This is a genomic window from Acinetobacter sp. FY731, from assembly GCF_059515905.1.
Window position 1 is genome coordinate 1 of sequence record NZ_JCAKNB010000010.1, and the last position, 16,879, is coordinate 16,879.

Below are 16,879 nucleotides of genomic sequence, written 5' to 3' on the forward strand. Positions count from 1 at the left end.
ATTGTATATATTTATGAGTATTACTTAAATGATTCATTAAAGCTTCTTTAATGTGATGTAATTCATAGTCTATTTATTTATATTTAATTAATAGAGATAATTTTATAATAGAAAGCTTATTAAAAAATAATGAATAGAAATATTTTGTTTGAATTTTAATCAAACATATTGAATTTAATTCATGGTAAAATGATCGACTTTCATCTTTGATCTATTTTAGATCTCCTCTCATCTGCCAGCCGAGAATTGCTAGCCATGTCTACTGCTTATACCATGCAGACAGCGCCCACAGCGTTGTTTGATTACGACAAATATTGGGCGTCATGTTTTGACCCTGCGCCATTTTTGCCGATGTCACGCGAAGAAATGGATCAACTCGGTTGGGACAGTTGTGACTTTATTTTAGTATGTGGTGATGCGTATATCGATCACCCATCATTCTGTTCAGGGATTATTGGTCGTACTTTAGAAGCGCAAGGCTTCCGTGTCGGCATTATTGCACAGCCAGATTGGACCAATGTGGATGCGTTCCGCGTATTGGGTAAACCAAATATTGCTTGGGGTGTTACGGCAGGTAATATGGATTCAATGATCAACCGTTATACGGCTGACCGTAAAATCCGCTCAGATGATGCTTATTCTCCAGATAATGTACCGAATAAACGCCCAGACCGTGCAGCAACTGTATATTGCCAACGTGTACGTGAAGCTTATCCAGATGTACCAGTCTTATTAGGTGGTATTGAAGCATCGCTACGTCGTATTGCGCATTATGATTATTGGTCAGACAAAGTCCGTCGTTCGGTGCTGATGGATTCAAAAGCCGATTTATTGATGTATGGTAACGGTGAGCGTTCAATCACTGAAATTATGCACCGTTTAGCACGTGGCGAAAAAATTACAGATATTACAGATGTGCGTGGTACAGCATTTATTGTTAATAAACATAATCGTGCATCTAAAGCGAAATTTGTTGAAATTGCATCTAATGATGTTGATACCGTGGGTCGAGTTGATCCGATTATCAACCCGTATGTGATGACCGAAGATTTAGAAGGCTGTGAAATTGAAAAAGACAAAGATAGTCTGACGCAATATCAAGGTTTTCAAAAAGAGCCTGTGGCGAATCCAATTGTCCGTGAAGGCGATCATTTGGATGAGAACACTCAGATTGTACAGTTACAGCCATCATCTAAAGCGATTAAACATAAATTACCGCCACGTGAACTTGCGGTGATTCGTTTACCTGCTTATGAAGAAGTAGCGCAAGATCCTGTTTTATATGCACATGCTAACCGTATTTTGCATTTGGAAACCAATCCAGGTAATGCACGTGCCATGGTACAAAAACATGGTGAGCGTGATGTTTGGCTGAATGCACCGCCAATTCCGTTAACTACGGAAGAGATGGATTATGTGTTTGATTTGCCATATGCACGTCTGCCACATCCATCGTACGGTGAAGCACGTTTCCCTGCCTTTGACATGATTAAGTTCTCTGTGAACATCATGCGTGGTTGTTTTGGTGGTTGTACTTTCTGTTCAATCACAGAACACGAAGGACGAATTATTCAGAACCGTTCTGAAGAATCAATTTTACGTGAAGTGGAAAAGATTCGTGATACTGCACCGGGCTTTACCGGCATTATCTCGGATTTAGGTGGCCCTACAGCCAACATGTACCGTTTAGCATGTAAAGATCCTGAAATTGAGAAAAACTGCCGTAAACCATCATGTGTATTCCCGGGTGTATGTCAAAACTTACATACCGATCATGCACCGTTAACGCAGTTATATCGTAAAGCGCGTTCGTTAAAAGGCATTAAAAAGATTCTAATTGGTTCAGGTTTACGCTATGACTTAGCGGTATTGAATCCTGAATATGTCAAAGAATTAGTCACGCATCATGTCGGTGGTTACCTGAAGATTGCACCTGAGCATACTGAAAAAGGTCCACTCAATAAAATGATGAAGCCGGGTATTGGTACTTACGACCGCTTCAAGCAAATGTTTGATCGCTTCAGTAAAGAAGCAGGTAAAGAACAATACCTTATTCCTTACTTTATTGCGGCGCATCCGGGTACGACAGATTACGACATGATGAATCTTGCAATTTGGTTGAAGAAGAATGGTTTCCGTGCCGATCAGGTACAAACCTTCTATCCTTCACCAATGGCAACAGCAACCACGATGTATTACACAGGTAAAAACCCGCTTGCAAAAGTGGCACGTTATACCGAACAAGTGGATATTGTGAAAGGTGAAAAGCGTCGTCGTTTACATAAAGCATTCTTGCGTTATCATGATCCTAATAACTGGCCTATGCTTCGTGAAGCCTTAAAAGAAATGGGGCGTCAGGACTTAATTGGTAACTCTAAACAGCATTTGATTCCGACGTATCAACCTGCGGGAACAGAAGGTCAATATCAATCTGCACGTAAGAAAAATTCGACTGTTGCAGGTGATTCTGCAAAACGTACGGGTGAACAAGGTAATCGTGGTAAAGCTGCACAATCACGTCCTTCCAATACCAAAAAACGTCCTGAACGTGGTCAGATTCTAACGCAACATACAGGTTTACCTCCGCGTGAAACGGGTGATGCGAAAAAGCCTTTTGGTGGTCCGAAGCCAAAAGGAAAATCTAAGCCTAAATCAAAAGCGTAGTAAATAAATAAAAAAGGACTCAAAAGAGTCCTTTTTTATTTATGCTTATTTCATCGGAAATTTATAGGAAATATTGGATAAAAGTTGATCTAAAAATAAGTTTTAAGCTACATTATGAGAAGTTGATTATCAGATATTGGCTGTTTTGATTTAAATGATCAGTAAGGAAATTTGATCAGTTAATTATAGTAATTTTAATGTGATTTTTTAATTAATCAAAATGAAATAAATTTATTAAATGATATCGATGTGCAAAGTATGCATCAAAAATAAAAAATAAGGGATTCAGTAATGGTGGTTTATTTTTTAATGGGGGCTTTGCTTTTAGCCTTAATTGTTTTTTTAGCGTTTAAGAATTTAAGGTCACGTGTAAAGCCTCATGATAGTGCACTGAAACAACGTGCAATTTTTAGTGCCAATGAACAGCTTGTTTTTACTCGTCTAAAGAAAACTTTACCGAAGCATACTATTTTGGTACATGTTTCTTTCGATTCATTATTAACAACGAAATTTCATCATACTCGTTCAAAATATAGAAATATGATGGCGGATTTTGTTATTTTAGGGCAGCAAAATGAAGTGGTTGCTATTATTGCAGTGGAAGACTATGCCGCAACTAAAAAGCATAAAAATACTATGTATCAAGACGAAATTTTAAAGTTAGCTGGATACCGTGTTTTGCATTTTTATGGTTTACCAACACTTCAGCAATTGAAAGATAAATTTAACTTTTTAGACAGTTTTGAAATTTATGAGCAAGATATTGCATCGTTAAAGAAATATGAGTTTTATTCAGAAAAGCCTTCATCACAACTAAAATTAATGAATTAAAAAAAGCATGCAAAAGGCATGCTTTTTATATGAAAGTTGAATTACGGTTTAACAGCAACAACAGTCATTTCAACTAAAATTTCTGGTTTGTTCATATTTGCTTCTACACAAGTACGAGGTAGAGCATCAATGTCTGCAACCCAAGCATCCCAGACTTCATTCATTGGTGCATAGTTTACGGCAATGTCTTTAACAAAAATCATGACAGATAGGATATGACTTTTATCTGTTCCAGCATCTGCAAGAAATTGGTCAATATAATCTAAGGTTTGTTGTGTTTGACCTTTGATGTCGAGTGTTAAATCTGATGCCAATTGACCTGCTAAATGAATCAAGTTTCCAGAAATAGCAATTTCAGAAAAGCGCTTTTGAATATGTAAGCGTTCTACAGCCATAAGATTACCGTTTTAAAATATAGAATGTATGTGAGGATGATACCAAAAAAACGCCAATAGGCTGAGTATGAACTCTGTATCTGTATAATTAAAAATAAAAAAGAAAATACGAGGAGATTTGTTTTTATGAATAAAATATTTTGAGCTTAATTTTCTAGTATTAACACTGCAAAATTGCTGTTAACAGACCATCTGTAGCTGAGTGGAGAGCAACAGAATGCCATGAAAAAGGGTTTAAAATAACGAGTGATGTAGTGATAAAAGCAGTAAACCCAACAGCAATAATACTAATCGATGTATTTTGTACGTAGAAAATTGAGTTGTGAAAAGATAAATTTGAATAGTTTATATTAGATATGCACAAAGAATTTCCATGGGATGACATCAGAGATGCCCTGTAATGTTCGGATTTGATCGTCTCGCCAATCACAGGACAAATGCTGAAAGTAAAGGTGATTTTCAGCATCTCAGCGCATACATGGATAATGCATCGCAGAAGTAGATTACTCTAAAAATATTGAATGTGAAGCCTAATTTGCTTTATTTTTATTCTTTTGATTAAAAAAGAATCAAATTAGATAGATAAATCATCCCAAAGAGAAAGTTGAGGCTGAGGCTTTTTCTCTTGAAGTTGATATACGCCAATACCGACTAATCTAAATTGATAATCTTGAGGAATATGCATTTCAGAGAGTAAATTTTCTAAAATTTGTTTCATTTCATTTTTACTATTTAGAGGCAGTTTGAAACTTTTACTATGTTGAATGACTTGGAAATTTTTTAATTTTAGCTTTGCTGAAACCCCACGAGCAGCTAAGTTTTTCTTTTCTAATATCTCCCAAACTTGATCAATCAGTTTAGGCCAGTAGGGAAGACATTGTTCTAAATTAAAGTCTTGATCGAACGTGGTTTCCTTAGAAATAGATTGACGCTCTCGTTCTGTTTGGACAGGTCTTTCATCAATGCCTTTTGCATATAGAAAAAGTTGTTTCCCGTATTTTCCAAAGTGATGTGTTAAAAAAGCTTCCTCAGTGTTTTGTAAGTCGCCCAAGGTTTCTAAATTTAAAAATTTTAATTTTTCTTGAGTGACTTTACCTACACCGGGAATCTTTTTAAGTTCTAGGTGCTGAATAAAGCTCTGAACTTGAGATGGTTTTATTACGTAAATTCCGTTGGGTTTATTCCAGTCAGATGCAATTTTTGCCAAGAATTTATTTGGTGCAACACCTGCAGATGCTGTAAGTCCTGTGACTTGAAAAATGTCTTCACGAATCCGCATCGCAACTTCGGTTGCGCTGCTAATATTTTGCAAATTTTCAGTAACATCCAAATAAGCTTCATCTAAAGATAAGGGTTCAATAATTGATGTATATTTTTGAAAAATTTGATGAATTTGAGCTGAAACTTCACGATATTTATTAAAATTAGGTTCAATTACTATAACTTGAGGGCATTTCTTTTTTGCTTGTGTCATCGACATTGCAGAACGTAACCCAAAAGTACGAGCAGGATAAGATGCAGCCGCAATTACCGCACGTGGATGGTGTGATGAAATCACCACGGGTAAGTGTTTTAATTCAGGTTGATCTCGTAATTCAACAGATGCATAAAATGCATCCATGTCGATGTGTATGATTTTTCGCATGCACTCAAAGGATTGTTTGCTTTATGTTCAGTATTACATGTTCAATGGGTTTGTTGAAAGACACGCTTTAGGGCATAACGACACAAACTGTCTGACTCACTTGTTATTGGGGGTATTTAACGGCTGTTCAACTTTATTTTTTTCTAGAAATTCATGCCATTCTTTTTCATTGCCATTAAAGACATTCATATCAACAACAGTAGGAATACCCGTAATTTTTCCTTGATTGGTATATTGCCACATGAGCCATTTAGGATTGTCTTTTAAATCTGGCTTACCTTGATATTCACGTACCCAAAGAGGAGTATTCTTGAATTCACCTGCAAGTACAATGTTATAGAAGCTTTTAGAAATATAAAAAATAGGTTGTTTACCGTAATGTTGATAAATCTGATCATGCATGATCTGAATTTCTTGTAATAACTGCTCTTTGGTAAATGTGTTGATGCAATTGCTGTCATATTCCAAATCAATAACAGGCGGTAAGGCATTCTCTTTATTGGGTACTGTTTCTATAAAGTTTTGAGCTTGAATTTGTCCATCACGGCAAATTCTATAAAAATGATATGCCCCAACTAGAAAGCCTTGTTCTCGTGCTTTGAGCCAATTGTCTTGGAATTTTCGATCTTTAAAATCACCGCCTTCAGTTGCTTTTAAATAAACAAATTTATACGTTTTAGGTGATATTTTTTTCCATTGAATATCACCTTGGTGATGTGAAACATCAAATCCTTTTATAGGATATTCTGTAGCAGATGCAGAGCGCTGTTGAAAAAAGCTTAAATAGATTATAAGAACAAGACAAAATCCCCCTATACCCAAGAGGGAGCGATATGCTGCTTTATGATGAATCTTCTTTTTTCGTGCACTCATTATAAATATAAAAAGTAGTATTTAAGCTTATGATACGCTGTTCTTAAATAACAAACTACGCTCTTGATACAAACAATTTACACAGGCGTATTTTTAGGAATTTGCCAGAAAATTGCTGCAGTGATGATGTTGATAGAGCCTAGAATAAGTAAGGTAATGTGAAAAGCTGTTGTGGTGTTTTCTGAACCTAAATAAGCTGTAAAAACATTGACTAATGTACCTGCAAGCGCCACACCTATACTCATTGAAACCATCATAATCATTGACAAAAAACTATTACCACTACTTGCATCTTGTTGCGGTAAATCTTTGAGAGTGAGCGTGTTCATAGATACAAATTGTAATGAGTTAAGTACGCCAAAAATAAAGAAGTGAATTGCACGCAACCAAATAGGTGTATCTGCAGATGTTAGGGCGAAACTCGCAATACATGCGCCAACTAATAGTGTGTTGACGAGTAGAACTTGGCGATAACCAAATTTTTGAATAATAGGACGAATAATGGGTTTTGATGCTAATGAGCCTATAACGGTTGGAATCATTAGTAACCCTGTAACAAATGGTTCAAAACCAAAAGCGACTTGCAACATAAGTGGGAGTAAAAAAGGTAATGCATTACCACCTAAGCGAGCAAAGAAATTGCCTACTATGCCAACAGCATAAATACGATTTTTAAATAGTTTACTGCGGAATAATGCATTTTTATGTGTATGCGAATGAAATGCATAAAATAAAGAAGCCAAAATTCCTATAATAATTAAGCCAATACTCCACCAAATCGAATGTTGAGGATTAGCAAAATTTTCAATACCTAAAGATAAGCCAACCATTGCAAATACCAGCAACATAATACCGATGAAATCAAAAGTAGGTACTGTTGGCTCGGTGATATTGGGCATGGCTTTAAAGGTAATGAGAACGCCAAGTACTCCCATTGGAATATTAATCAGAAAAATCCAATGCCATGTGGTGACTTCTACAATCCAACCGCCAAGAGTAGGTCCAATGAGTGGTCCAATTAAACCTGCAAGGCTCATTAGACTCATTGCTGCAAGAAATTGAGTACGTGGAATCACCTTGAGCATAGCCAAGCGCCCAATAGGTAGAAGTAATGCTCCGCCAATACCTTGAATAACGCGATAGATTAAAAGTTCATTGATGCTTTCTGAATAACCACAACCTAAAGATGCGAGGGTAAAAATAATAATCGCTAAAAAATAGGTATTTCGAACACCAAAGCGATCTGCGAGCCATCCACTCAAAGGAATACATGCTGCAACAGACAATACATAAGCCACAACAATACTGTGCATTTGTAAAGGATCTTCGCCTAAGCTGCGAGCCATAGCAGGAAGTGCTGTATTTACAATTGTTGTGTCTAGTCCTTGCATAAAAAAACCAATAGATACAAGTAAGACTAACAAGCGAAATTCAGGCTGTAAGGCTGTATGAACAGGTGTTTGACTCATAAATTTATATCAATGTTTTTTCTAAGTTTAATGTAATTGGAAATAGAATGCAGGGTATCTTCTTATTGAAACCTAAGAATATTGTTGAAAGATAAAAGGGGAGCACATCTCAATTTCAAGACCCACCTTTTATGTTTTTCTTTCACTTACTCTTAACATATATGAATATATTTTTTGTCATCATTTTGTTGGATATTCATGAAATTGTCATAAAAGCGACATAAGATGGCAATATATTTATGATCTCGCATTTCTTGTTATGACAATTGAAATCTTAATGGTCATTGGCTTCTGTTTAGCAGCCTATTCCATTGTCGGAAATGACGTACCACAAACTTTAGGTACATTTATCTCTTCCAATTCACATCGTCCTTGGTGGGTGTTGTGGATTTATATTAGCGTAATTTTAGCAGTAGTTCTCAGCTATGGCTGGTGGGCTTCAGGCGTTGGCGATGCATCTTATGGGCGTTTAGAAACCATTCCATTCCCTGAAGGGGGAATTACTTGGTTGTATATTGTGCCGCCAATTTTGCTTATTTTACTGACGAAATATGGTATTCCTGTAAGTACCACATTCTTGGTTTTAACTATATTTTCCCCTGCAAGTTTGGGGGCAATGATGGTGAAATCGATGATGGGGTATGCTGTTGCTTTTATTACAGCATTACTGATTTATCGTTTCGTTGCTAGTAAAACAACGGTGTACTTTAACAAAACCAAAGATCAAGAACACTCCACAAAATGGATTGTATTGCAGTGGTTATCGACTGGTTTTTTATGGAGCCAATGGCTCATTCAAGACTTGGCGAACATTTTTGTATATGTACCACGTCAGGTTCCATTTGATTTTCTAATCTTTGCAATTGTTGTTTTTGTTGTGCTGCTTGGTGTGATTTTATACAAGCGTGGCGGGGCAATTCAGAAAATTGTTGATACTAAAACAGATGTAACAGATGTTCGAGCAGCAACTATTGTTGACTTTATCTACGCTCTTATTCTCTTAGTATTTAAAGAGTGGAGTAACATTCCAATGAGTACCACTTGGGTGTTCTTAGGTTTGCTTGCAGGTCGTGAGTTTGCAATATCAATGTTAATTCAAGCGGTAGGTAAACGTCGTACTTCACGTAATGTAAGTAAAGATGCAATGAAGTTGATGTTTGGTTTAGCGATGAGTGTGATTTTAGCAACGACTTTGCCTTGGTTTTATGAATTTGTTACAGGTTTAGCAAGTTAAGTCTGTAAAATAAAAAAGCGAGCTAAGTGCTCGCTTTTTTATTGTATTAATATTGGTTTAGACCACAAAAGATTTAGGGCAATCTAAATTGCTTAACGCATTAAAAATTTGTTTTGAAGAATTACACACAATGAGTTTTGCTCTGTGTTGCGGTGGTAAAAAACCTTCTTGAACAGCATGATCAAGTTGAGCAATCAAGGAATCATAAAATCCATTTACGTTATAAAGCATCATTGGTTTTTGATGCTGATTTAACTGTGCCCAAGTTGCAATTTCTAAAATTTCTTCGAATGTTCCTAAACCGCCAGGCAGTGCAACAAAAGCACAAGCACGCTCTGCCATCATGGCTTTGCGTTCATGCATTGTTCGTACAATATGTAATTCAGTTAACGTATTGTGAGCAATTTCATAATCCAACATAAACTCGGGAATAACACCAACTGCTTCACCGCCGTGTTCAATCACAGTATCTGCAACTTGACCCATTAAACCAATGCTTGCACCGCCATAAACTAAGCCAAGATTATGCTCAGCTAGACCTTTTGCAAGTGCAATTGCTTTTTCCTTATAAATTGGATTGTTACCAGAACGAGAACCACAATAAAGTGCAACGAGTGGTTGAGTGGTTTTATGAGATGGGTTCTTATATTCAATCATAGTTAATGCATGGTTCATTTTGTTGTCATCATCCTATCATCGGCTATATTTTTAATTTAGCATAGAGATAAAATGTGACAAGTAAGTAAAAGAAACTTTCTTGTGCATCATTTAGTTATAAAATGAAAACAAAGTTTGTATAAAAAAAGATGATTCTAATTAGAATCTTTTCTATACTAAAAATGTGTTTCACAACAATAGAACCGACATGGGTAGTGGAAGTTGGGTTTCCAACGCAATTAGTTCCTTTAATTTTGCAAATTCTTTATTTCTAGTGGATGTGCAATTCTTTAAATCTCAATCTAATAGAGATGGTATTCAGGAGAAGAACGTATGATCTTTGAATGGATGTCTGATCCATCTGCATGGGTGGGATTACTCACACTTGTTATTTTAGAAATTGTATTAGGTATAGATAACCTAGTATTTATTGCAATTTTGGCGGAAAAACTACCTCCAGAGCAACGTAATAAAGCACGTATTGTTGGGTTGCTATTAGCACTTGGTATGCGCTTAATTTTGCTTGCATCTATTGCTTGGGTGGTAACGCTTACAAATCCTTTATTTCATATTTTCAATCATCCATTTTCTGGGCGAGATCTTATTTTGCTGTTTGGTGGTGTATTCCTTTTATTTAAAGGCACCATGGAGCTACGAGAGCGTCTTGAAAGTAAGCCAATACACAAAGAGGAAAATCTAGTTCACGCTACATTTTGGATGGTTATCATTCAAATTGTTGTGCTAGATGCTGTTTTCTCACTAGATAGTGTGATTACGGCTGTGGGGATGGTGAAAGACCTTTCTGTAATGATGATTGCAGTGGTCATTGCTGTTGGTATTATGCTTTGGGCATCGAAACCGCTTATGGATTTTGTGAACAAACATCCGACTGTTGTTATTCTATGTCTTTGTTTCTTAATGATGATTGGTTTCTCATTGTTAGTAGAAGGCTTTGGTTATCATATTCCTAAAGGCTATTTATACGCTGCAATTGGCTTCTCTGTTCTTATTGAGTTCTTGAATCAAACCATGCGTCATAACCAAGAAAAAATGGTAACGACAACGGATTTACGCTATCGAACAGCATCTGCTGTGATGCGTATGTTAGGTGCTAAAAGTGGGGCAGAGTCACAAGATAATAATGTGGAAGATGTTTTGGCAACACGTGCTTTCGCAGATGAAGTTTTTGATGAAGAAAATGGTGTTTATCACAGTGTGATGGTTCAAGGGGTGCTCGGTTTATCTGAACGCCCTGTGAAGTCTGTAATGACGCCTCGACCTGAGCTTGAATGGATTGATTTAGATGAAGATGAACAATCTATTCGAGAGCAATTATTAAGTACTACGCATTCACGTTTAATTGTGGCACATGGTGAGCTTGATAATATTGCAGGTGTGGTGCTGACCCATAAAGTGATGAATGAATACATTGAAACAGGTGCTTTGAATTTTGAAGCTCATTTGCGTGAGCCTGTGATTGTTCATGAAAATGCACAAGTTTTAATGGTGATGGAACAATTGCGTCAAGCTCCATTACAAATGGCACTCATTCTTAATGAATATGGTTCAATTGAAGGGGTCGCAACACCTATTGATGTGCTTGAGGCAATTGCGGGTGAGTTCCCAGATGAAGATGAGCTTGATACAACAGCTGAAAGTCTGGCGGATGGTTCATTAATGCTAGAAGGTTCAACCGATATTCGTCATGTATCCTTACTTTTAGGACGCGATTTAGTCGATGAGTCTGAGCAATATTCCACGCTTTCAGGTTATATCTTATTCCATTTAGGTCATTTGCCTGAAAATGGAGAAAACATTGAAATTGATGGTTATGTTTTTGAAATTGTGACGATGGAAGGTCAGAAAATTGAAAAAGTACACATCACCCATAAAGACAAGACGTCCTGAAAGATGTGTGAATATTGAAAATAGATTTAAATCGTTAAAATCTATTTTCAATTCCGTTAAAATAGCCCGATATTTCGGGCTATTTTTATGGAAAATTGAATGTCATTAAGCGCATGTCCTTGTGGTGAAGGTGAATATCAAAGCTGTTGTGAGCCACTGCATTTAGGTCAATTGAAAGCTGAAACAGCAGCTCAACTTATGCGTTCAAGATTTAGTGCATTTGCAAAACAGAAAATTGATTATATTGTCCAAACTACAGCAATTGGACAACAACAAGCTCTAGATATTCAGGCAATTACAGACTGGAGCAAAGCGAATCAATGGCTAAAATTAGAAGTTATAAATGCCAATGAAAAATTAGATAAACATCATGCACAAGTTGAGTTTAAAGCGCATTATCATGATGGAGAGAAAGAGCAGATTCATCATGAAATTTCACATTTTGTGCAACAAAAAAGCGCATGGTATTTTTTGGATCCGACAACAGATCAAAAAATTACGATGAAACAGCCATGTATTTGTGGTTCAAATAAAAAATTTAAACAATGTTGTGCGCAATTTATGTAATTTTATCTGAGATATGCCTTAGAATAGCGCACAATTATTACCCTACACGGAATCAGGGCGATGTTGTTAACCATTATTTATATTATCGCAATTACTGCTGAAGCAATGACAGGTGCTTTGTCTGCTGGTCGGCGTAGTATGGATTGGTTTGGCGTAATGCTCATTGCCTGTGTGACTGCTTTAGGTGGCGGTTCTGTTCGAGATGTTCTACTTGGACATTACCCTTTAACGTGGGTGAAACATCCTGAATATTTAGTATTAACTTGTTGTGCAGCCTTTGTCACAATAGTAATTGCTAAATGGATGAGTCAATTACGCACCATTTTCTTAATTTTAGATGCTTTAGGCTTAATTGGTTTTACCATTATTGGCTGTCAAATTGCTTTGCAGATGGGGCATGGCTTTGTTGTAAGTGCTGTTGCAGGAGTACTCACAGGGGTTTCTGGTGGTATTTTGCGTGATATTTTGTGTAATGATGTACCACTTGTTTTCCGTCGCGAATTGTATGCAAGTATTTCTTTGGTATCGGTCATTTGCTATTGGATTTGCGTAGAAATTGGCTTATCACTTGAATTAACTGTTATTGCAACATTGATATTTGGTTTTACACTTCGTTTAATTGCGATTTATTTCGGTTTAGAAATGCCGAAATTTATTTATAAAGATGATGATGAGCAATCTGCTTCATCGAAAGATGAGTCTTAATACTATTTAGTAGTTTATAAGTAACTGCATAAAAAACAGTTACTTTTTTGAATGTGGTTTATAAAAATATTAATAGTAAAAGCATAAAATCCTGTTGGGAAAGCAGTACGCAACCTTTCACCATGTCAGAGATATTGTTATGGATTTAGTCTCACGAGTACAACGTTTACCTATAGGTAAATTTCATTATACCCTGCTATGGGTAATCGGACTGGGGTGGATGTTCGATGCAATGGACACAGGTCTCATTTCGTTTATTTTGGCAAAAATGGCTGAAGATTGGTCAATGACACCTGCTGAAAAAGGTTGGGTGGTTTCCATTGGTTTTGTGGGAATGGCAATTGGCGCAGTATTTTCAGGTGGCTTGGCAGATAAATGGGGACGTAAAACCGTATTTGCCATTACTTTAGTCATTTACAGTATTGCAACCGCGGCTTGTGCTTTTGCACCAAATTTAACGTGGTTACTGGTATTTCGCTTTATTGTTGGCTTGGGTTTGGGTGGTCAACTTCCTGTTGCTGTTACCTTAGTGAGTGAATATATTCCAGCACATGTGCGTGGTCGCTTTATTGTATTACTTGAAAGTTTTTGGGGATTAGGTTGGCTATGTGCTGCATTAGTTGCTTATTTTGTTATTCCAAAATTTGATTGGCATGCTGCATTTTTAATTGGTGGACTTCCTGCTTTATATGCCATTGTTATTTGGAAAAAAGTTCCTGAATCTATTCCGTACTTAATTAACCGTGGTCGTATTGATGAAGCGCATGCATTGGTTCAAAGTTTTGAACGCCAATGTGGTGTGGAAGTGATCGAAAAAATAGAAGTTAAACCTGTATCAGAAAAGCAAAATGTATCATTTACACAATTATGGTCAGGGACTTTTGCTCGCCGTACTTTAATGTTGTGGTTGATTTGGTTTGGTATTGTATATTCTTACTACGGTATTTTTACGTGGTTGCCAAGTTTATTGGTGAAAGAAGGCTACACCATTGTTCAATCCTTTGAATATGTTCTTGTCATGATTTTGGCACAACTTCCAGGTTATATTGCTGCTGCATGGTTGGTTGAAAAATTAGGTCGTAAAGTAACATTGGCGGGCTTTATTGGCATGTGTGCTGTGTCTGCCTATTTCTTTGGACAATCTGACAGTGTTGAGCAAATTGTAATTTGGGGCTGCCTAATGTCATTCTTTAACTTGGGCGCATGGGGCGTACTTTATACATATACACCAGAACAATATCCAACGAATATTCGTGCTTTTGGATCGGGTTGGGCATCTGCAATTGGGCGAATGGGCGGAATTGTGGCACCGTTAGTAGTCACCCATATGATGGTGATGAATAACGGTTTTAGCTATGTATTTATGATGTTTACTGCTGTTTTACTTGCGGTTGCATGTGTCATTTTAGTACTAGGTGAAGAAACAAAAGGAAAGTCTTTAGATTCTATTCGTTAGTGATTGGTTATTTTTTAGTTGATCATTTGGAATAAAATGGATACTTTTACGACATAAGACATAAATTGTCGCAGAGTGATACTTCATACCCTTGTATAGAAGACACCTGCGACATAGCATAAGAACTTAAACAGACAAAAACGATTTAGGATAACAAGTTGTTATGACAAGCCTTGCGCATCATGCGACAGAAAACCGTTCCGTAGCAGAATTTACAGAACAAGCTTATTTAAATTACGCCATGTACGTGATCATGGATCGTGCATTGCCGCATATTAGTGATGGTTTAAAACCTGTACAGCGCCGTATTGTTTATGCAATGAGCGAATTGGGTTTAAAACATAGTGGCAAGCCTAAAAAATCTGCACGTACTGTGGGTGATGTATTAGGTAAATATCATCCTCATGGTGATTCTGCTTGCTACGAAGCAATGGTCTTAATGGCACAGCCTTTTAGTTATCGCTATCCTTTTATCGAAGGACAAGGTAACTGGGGTTCACCAGATGATCCTAAGTCATTTGCAGCAATGCGTTATACAGAAGCAAAACTTTCGCAATATAGTGAAGTGCTGTTGTCTGAATTGGGTCAAGGCACATGTGATTGGCAGGATAACTTTGACGGTTCAATGAAAGAGCCTGTAAATTTACCTGCACGTGTACCTAATATCTTATTAAATGGTACGACTGGTATTGCGGTAGGAATGGCGACAGATATTCCGCCACATAACTTACGCGAAGTGGTAAAAGGTACAATTGCGCTTATTCGCAACCCTAACCTAACCGATTCTAAAATTGCAGAATATATTCCTGCACCAGATTTACCGACCAATGCAGAAATTATTACGTCTCCAGAAGAGCTTTTAAAAGTTCAAACAACAGGGCGTGGTAGTTACAGAGTACGTGCGGTTTATAAAGTTGAAAAAAATGAAATTGTGATTACGGATTTACCGTATCAAGTTTCAGGTTCTAAAGTTATTTCGCAAATTGCAGATCAGATGCAAGCGAAGAAATTACCTTTAGTTGCAGATTTACGTGACGAATCTGACCATAAAAATCCAACACGTTTGGTTATTGTTTTACGTTCAAATCGAATTGATGCAGAAGCGGTGATGAGCCACCTATTTGCAACAACAGATTTAGAATCGAGCTATCGCGTCAATATGAATATGATTGGTGCAAATGGTCGTCCACAAGTTAAATCTATTCGTAAAATTTTGCTTGAATGGATCGAAATTCGTAAACAAACGGTCACACGTCGCCTGCAATATCATTTAAATAAAATTGAAAAGCGCCTACATATTTTAGGTGGTTTGATTATTGCCTATTTGAATATTGATGAAGTGATTCAAATTATTCGCGAAGAAGATCAACCCAAACCTGTGTTGATGCTACGTTTTAATATTGATGAAGTTCAGGCAGAAGCTATTTTAGAACTCAAGTTACGTCATTTGGCAAAACTTGAAGAAATGGAAATGCGCCGTGAGCAAGAAGAGTTAGAAGCTCGTGCAGCAATTATTCGTGAACAATTAGAAAATCCTGAATCTTTAAAAGCTTTAATTATTGAAGAGCTTAAAGAAGACGCAAAAAAATATGGTGATGATCGCCGTTCGCCAATTGTTCAGCGTGCAGATGCAGAAGCTATTAATGAACAAGATATGTTGCCTGCAGATCCTGTGACTGTTGTACTTTCAGAAGCAGGTTGGATTCGCTGTGCAAAAGGTCACGATGTTGATGTTGAAAACTTAAATTATCGCGCGAGTGATAAATATTTAAGTCATGCGCAAGGTAAATCAAACCAACGTGTTTATGTGCTTGATGAAGCAGGGCGCAGTTATGCACTTGCTATTAATAGGTTGCCATCTGCACGAGGTATGGGTGAACCATTAAGTTCAAAACTTGCACCAGCAAGTGGCATTGGTTTTAAACAAGTCTTTATTGCAGATGATGATGCAGAACTTATTGTTGCAAGTAACAAAGGTTATGGTTTCAAAACGCAAGCGAAGCAATTAGATACGAGTGCCAAAGCAGGTAAGGCTTTCTTAAGTTTACCTGAAGATGCATCCGCACTTGATTTACAAACGATTGACGGTGCTACGCATCTAGCTGTATTAAGCTCTGCGGGTCGGTTATTGGTAATAGATTTAGAAGAATTACCTTCATTAAATAAAGGTAAGGGTAATAAATTGATACAACTTGATGCAAAAGATCAAATTTTATCCATGACAACTCTTAATTTAAATGAAATAATTCAATTGCTTGCAGGACAGCAGCAACTAAAACTAAAAGGTGATGACCTTCAAAAATATGTGGGTAAAAGGGGAACTAAAGGGCAACTTTTACCTAGAGGTTATCAAAAAGCAAATAAACTGTTCATTCAAAGATAATGCTAGCATCTATTCAACAAAATACGTTATATATGCAAAGTGTTCAAAATGGATGCAGTACAAAGCACAAAAAGTTAAATAATGAGCTTGTA

13 protein-coding genes are annotated in these 16,879 nt (G+C 36.8%); 8 read left to right on the plus strand and 5 right to left on the minus strand.

Annotated features, from left to right (window positions below; genetic code table 11):
• The first annotated feature begins 255 nt into the window (after nucleotides 1-255).
• Both AC5YC8_RS11685 and AC5YC8_RS11690 read left to right on the plus strand, forming a co-directional pair.
• Complete coding sequence (locus AC5YC8_RS11685) at nucleotides 256-2,664, plus strand: YgiQ family radical SAM protein (protein ID WP_496164648.1); 2,409 nt, start codon at nucleotides 256-258, stop codon at nucleotides 2,662-2,664.
• Between the two features lie 291 nt (nucleotides 2,665-2,955).
• Nucleotides 2,956-3,495 (plus strand): DUF2726 domain-containing protein, encoded by a 540-nt coding sequence (locus tag AC5YC8_RS11690; protein WP_496164649.1) that lies wholly within the window; start codon nucleotides 2,956-2,958, stop codon nucleotides 3,493-3,495.
• Between the two features lie 41 nt (nucleotides 3,496-3,536).
• On the opposite strand, the gene AC5YC8_RS11695 is transcribed toward AC5YC8_RS11690, so the two are convergent.
• From AC5YC8_RS11695 to mdtD, 4 genes are all read right to left on the minus strand, one after another.
• A complete protein-coding gene (locus AC5YC8_RS11695) occupies nucleotides 3,537-3,890 on the minus strand; it encodes a RidA family protein (protein WP_496118179.1) in 354 nt (117 codons plus the stop codon).
• Between the two features lie 574 nt (nucleotides 3,891-4,464).
• Nucleotides 4,465-5,535 (minus strand): DNA polymerase IV, encoded by a 1,071-nt coding sequence (gene dinB / locus AC5YC8_RS11700; RefSeq protein WP_496164650.1) that lies wholly within the window; start codon nucleotides 5,533-5,535, stop codon nucleotides 4,465-4,467.
• A gap of 96 nt (nucleotides 5,536-5,631) precedes the next feature.
• Nucleotides 5,632-6,408, minus strand: a complete 777-nt coding sequence (locus AC5YC8_RS11705) for a glycoside hydrolase family 25 protein (protein ID WP_496164651.1) — start codon at nucleotides 6,406-6,408, stop codon at nucleotides 5,632-5,634.
• A gap of 77 nt (nucleotides 6,409-6,485) precedes the next feature.
• Complete coding sequence (gene mdtD / locus AC5YC8_RS11710) at nucleotides 6,486-7,877, minus strand: multidrug transporter subunit MdtD (protein WP_496164652.1); 1,392 nt, start codon at nucleotides 7,875-7,877, stop codon at nucleotides 6,486-6,488.
• A 259-nt stretch (nucleotides 7,878-8,136) separates the two neighbouring features.
• Between mdtD and AC5YC8_RS11715 the strand changes: the two genes are divergently transcribed.
• A complete protein-coding gene (locus tag AC5YC8_RS11715) occupies nucleotides 8,137-9,111 on the plus strand; it encodes a hypothetical protein (protein WP_496118171.1) in 975 nt (324 codons plus the stop codon).
• A 57-nt stretch (nucleotides 9,112-9,168) separates the two neighbouring features.
• On the opposite strand, the gene AC5YC8_RS11720 is transcribed toward AC5YC8_RS11715, so the two are convergent.
• Complete coding sequence (locus AC5YC8_RS11720) at nucleotides 9,169-9,786, minus strand: LOG family protein (protein ID WP_496164653.1); 618 nt, start codon at nucleotides 9,784-9,786, stop codon at nucleotides 9,169-9,171.
• A gap of 315 nt (nucleotides 9,787-10,101) precedes the next feature.
• Here AC5YC8_RS11720 and AC5YC8_RS11725 point away from each other — a divergent pair, with 315 nt between their 5' ends.
• The 5 genes from AC5YC8_RS11725 to parC all read left to right on the plus strand — a co-directional run bounded on the left by AC5YC8_RS11725 (nucleotide 10,102) and on the right by parC (nucleotide 16,787).
• On the plus strand, nucleotides 10,102-11,676 hold the full coding sequence (locus AC5YC8_RS11725; RefSeq protein WP_496164654.1) for a TerC family protein: 1,575 nt from the start codon (nucleotides 10,102-10,104) through the stop codon (nucleotides 11,674-11,676).
• Nucleotides 11,677-11,775: 99 nt separating this feature from the next.
• Entirely contained in the window at nucleotides 11,776-12,243 is a 468-nt protein-coding gene (locus AC5YC8_RS11730) for a YchJ family protein (protein ID WP_496164655.1), read from the plus strand.
• Nucleotides 12,244-12,303: 60 nt separating this feature from the next.
• Complete coding sequence (locus AC5YC8_RS11735) at nucleotides 12,304-12,948, plus strand: trimeric intracellular cation channel family protein (RefSeq protein ID WP_496164656.1); 645 nt, start codon at nucleotides 12,304-12,306, stop codon at nucleotides 12,946-12,948.
• Nucleotides 12,949-13,087: 139 nt separating this feature from the next.
• Nucleotides 13,088-14,404: a niacin transporter NiaP gene (gene niaP, locus AC5YC8_RS11740; RefSeq protein WP_496164657.1), complete on the plus strand. Its 1,317-nt coding sequence runs from the start codon at nucleotides 13,088-13,090 to the stop codon at nucleotides 14,402-14,404.
• Nucleotides 14,405-14,567: 163 nt separating this feature from the next.
• Nucleotides 14,568-16,787: a DNA topoisomerase IV subunit A gene (gene parC, locus AC5YC8_RS11745; RefSeq protein ID WP_496164658.1), complete on the plus strand. Its 2,220-nt coding sequence runs from the start codon at nucleotides 14,568-14,570 to the stop codon at nucleotides 16,785-16,787.
• The last annotated feature ends 92 nt before the right edge of the window (nucleotides 16,788-16,879 follow it).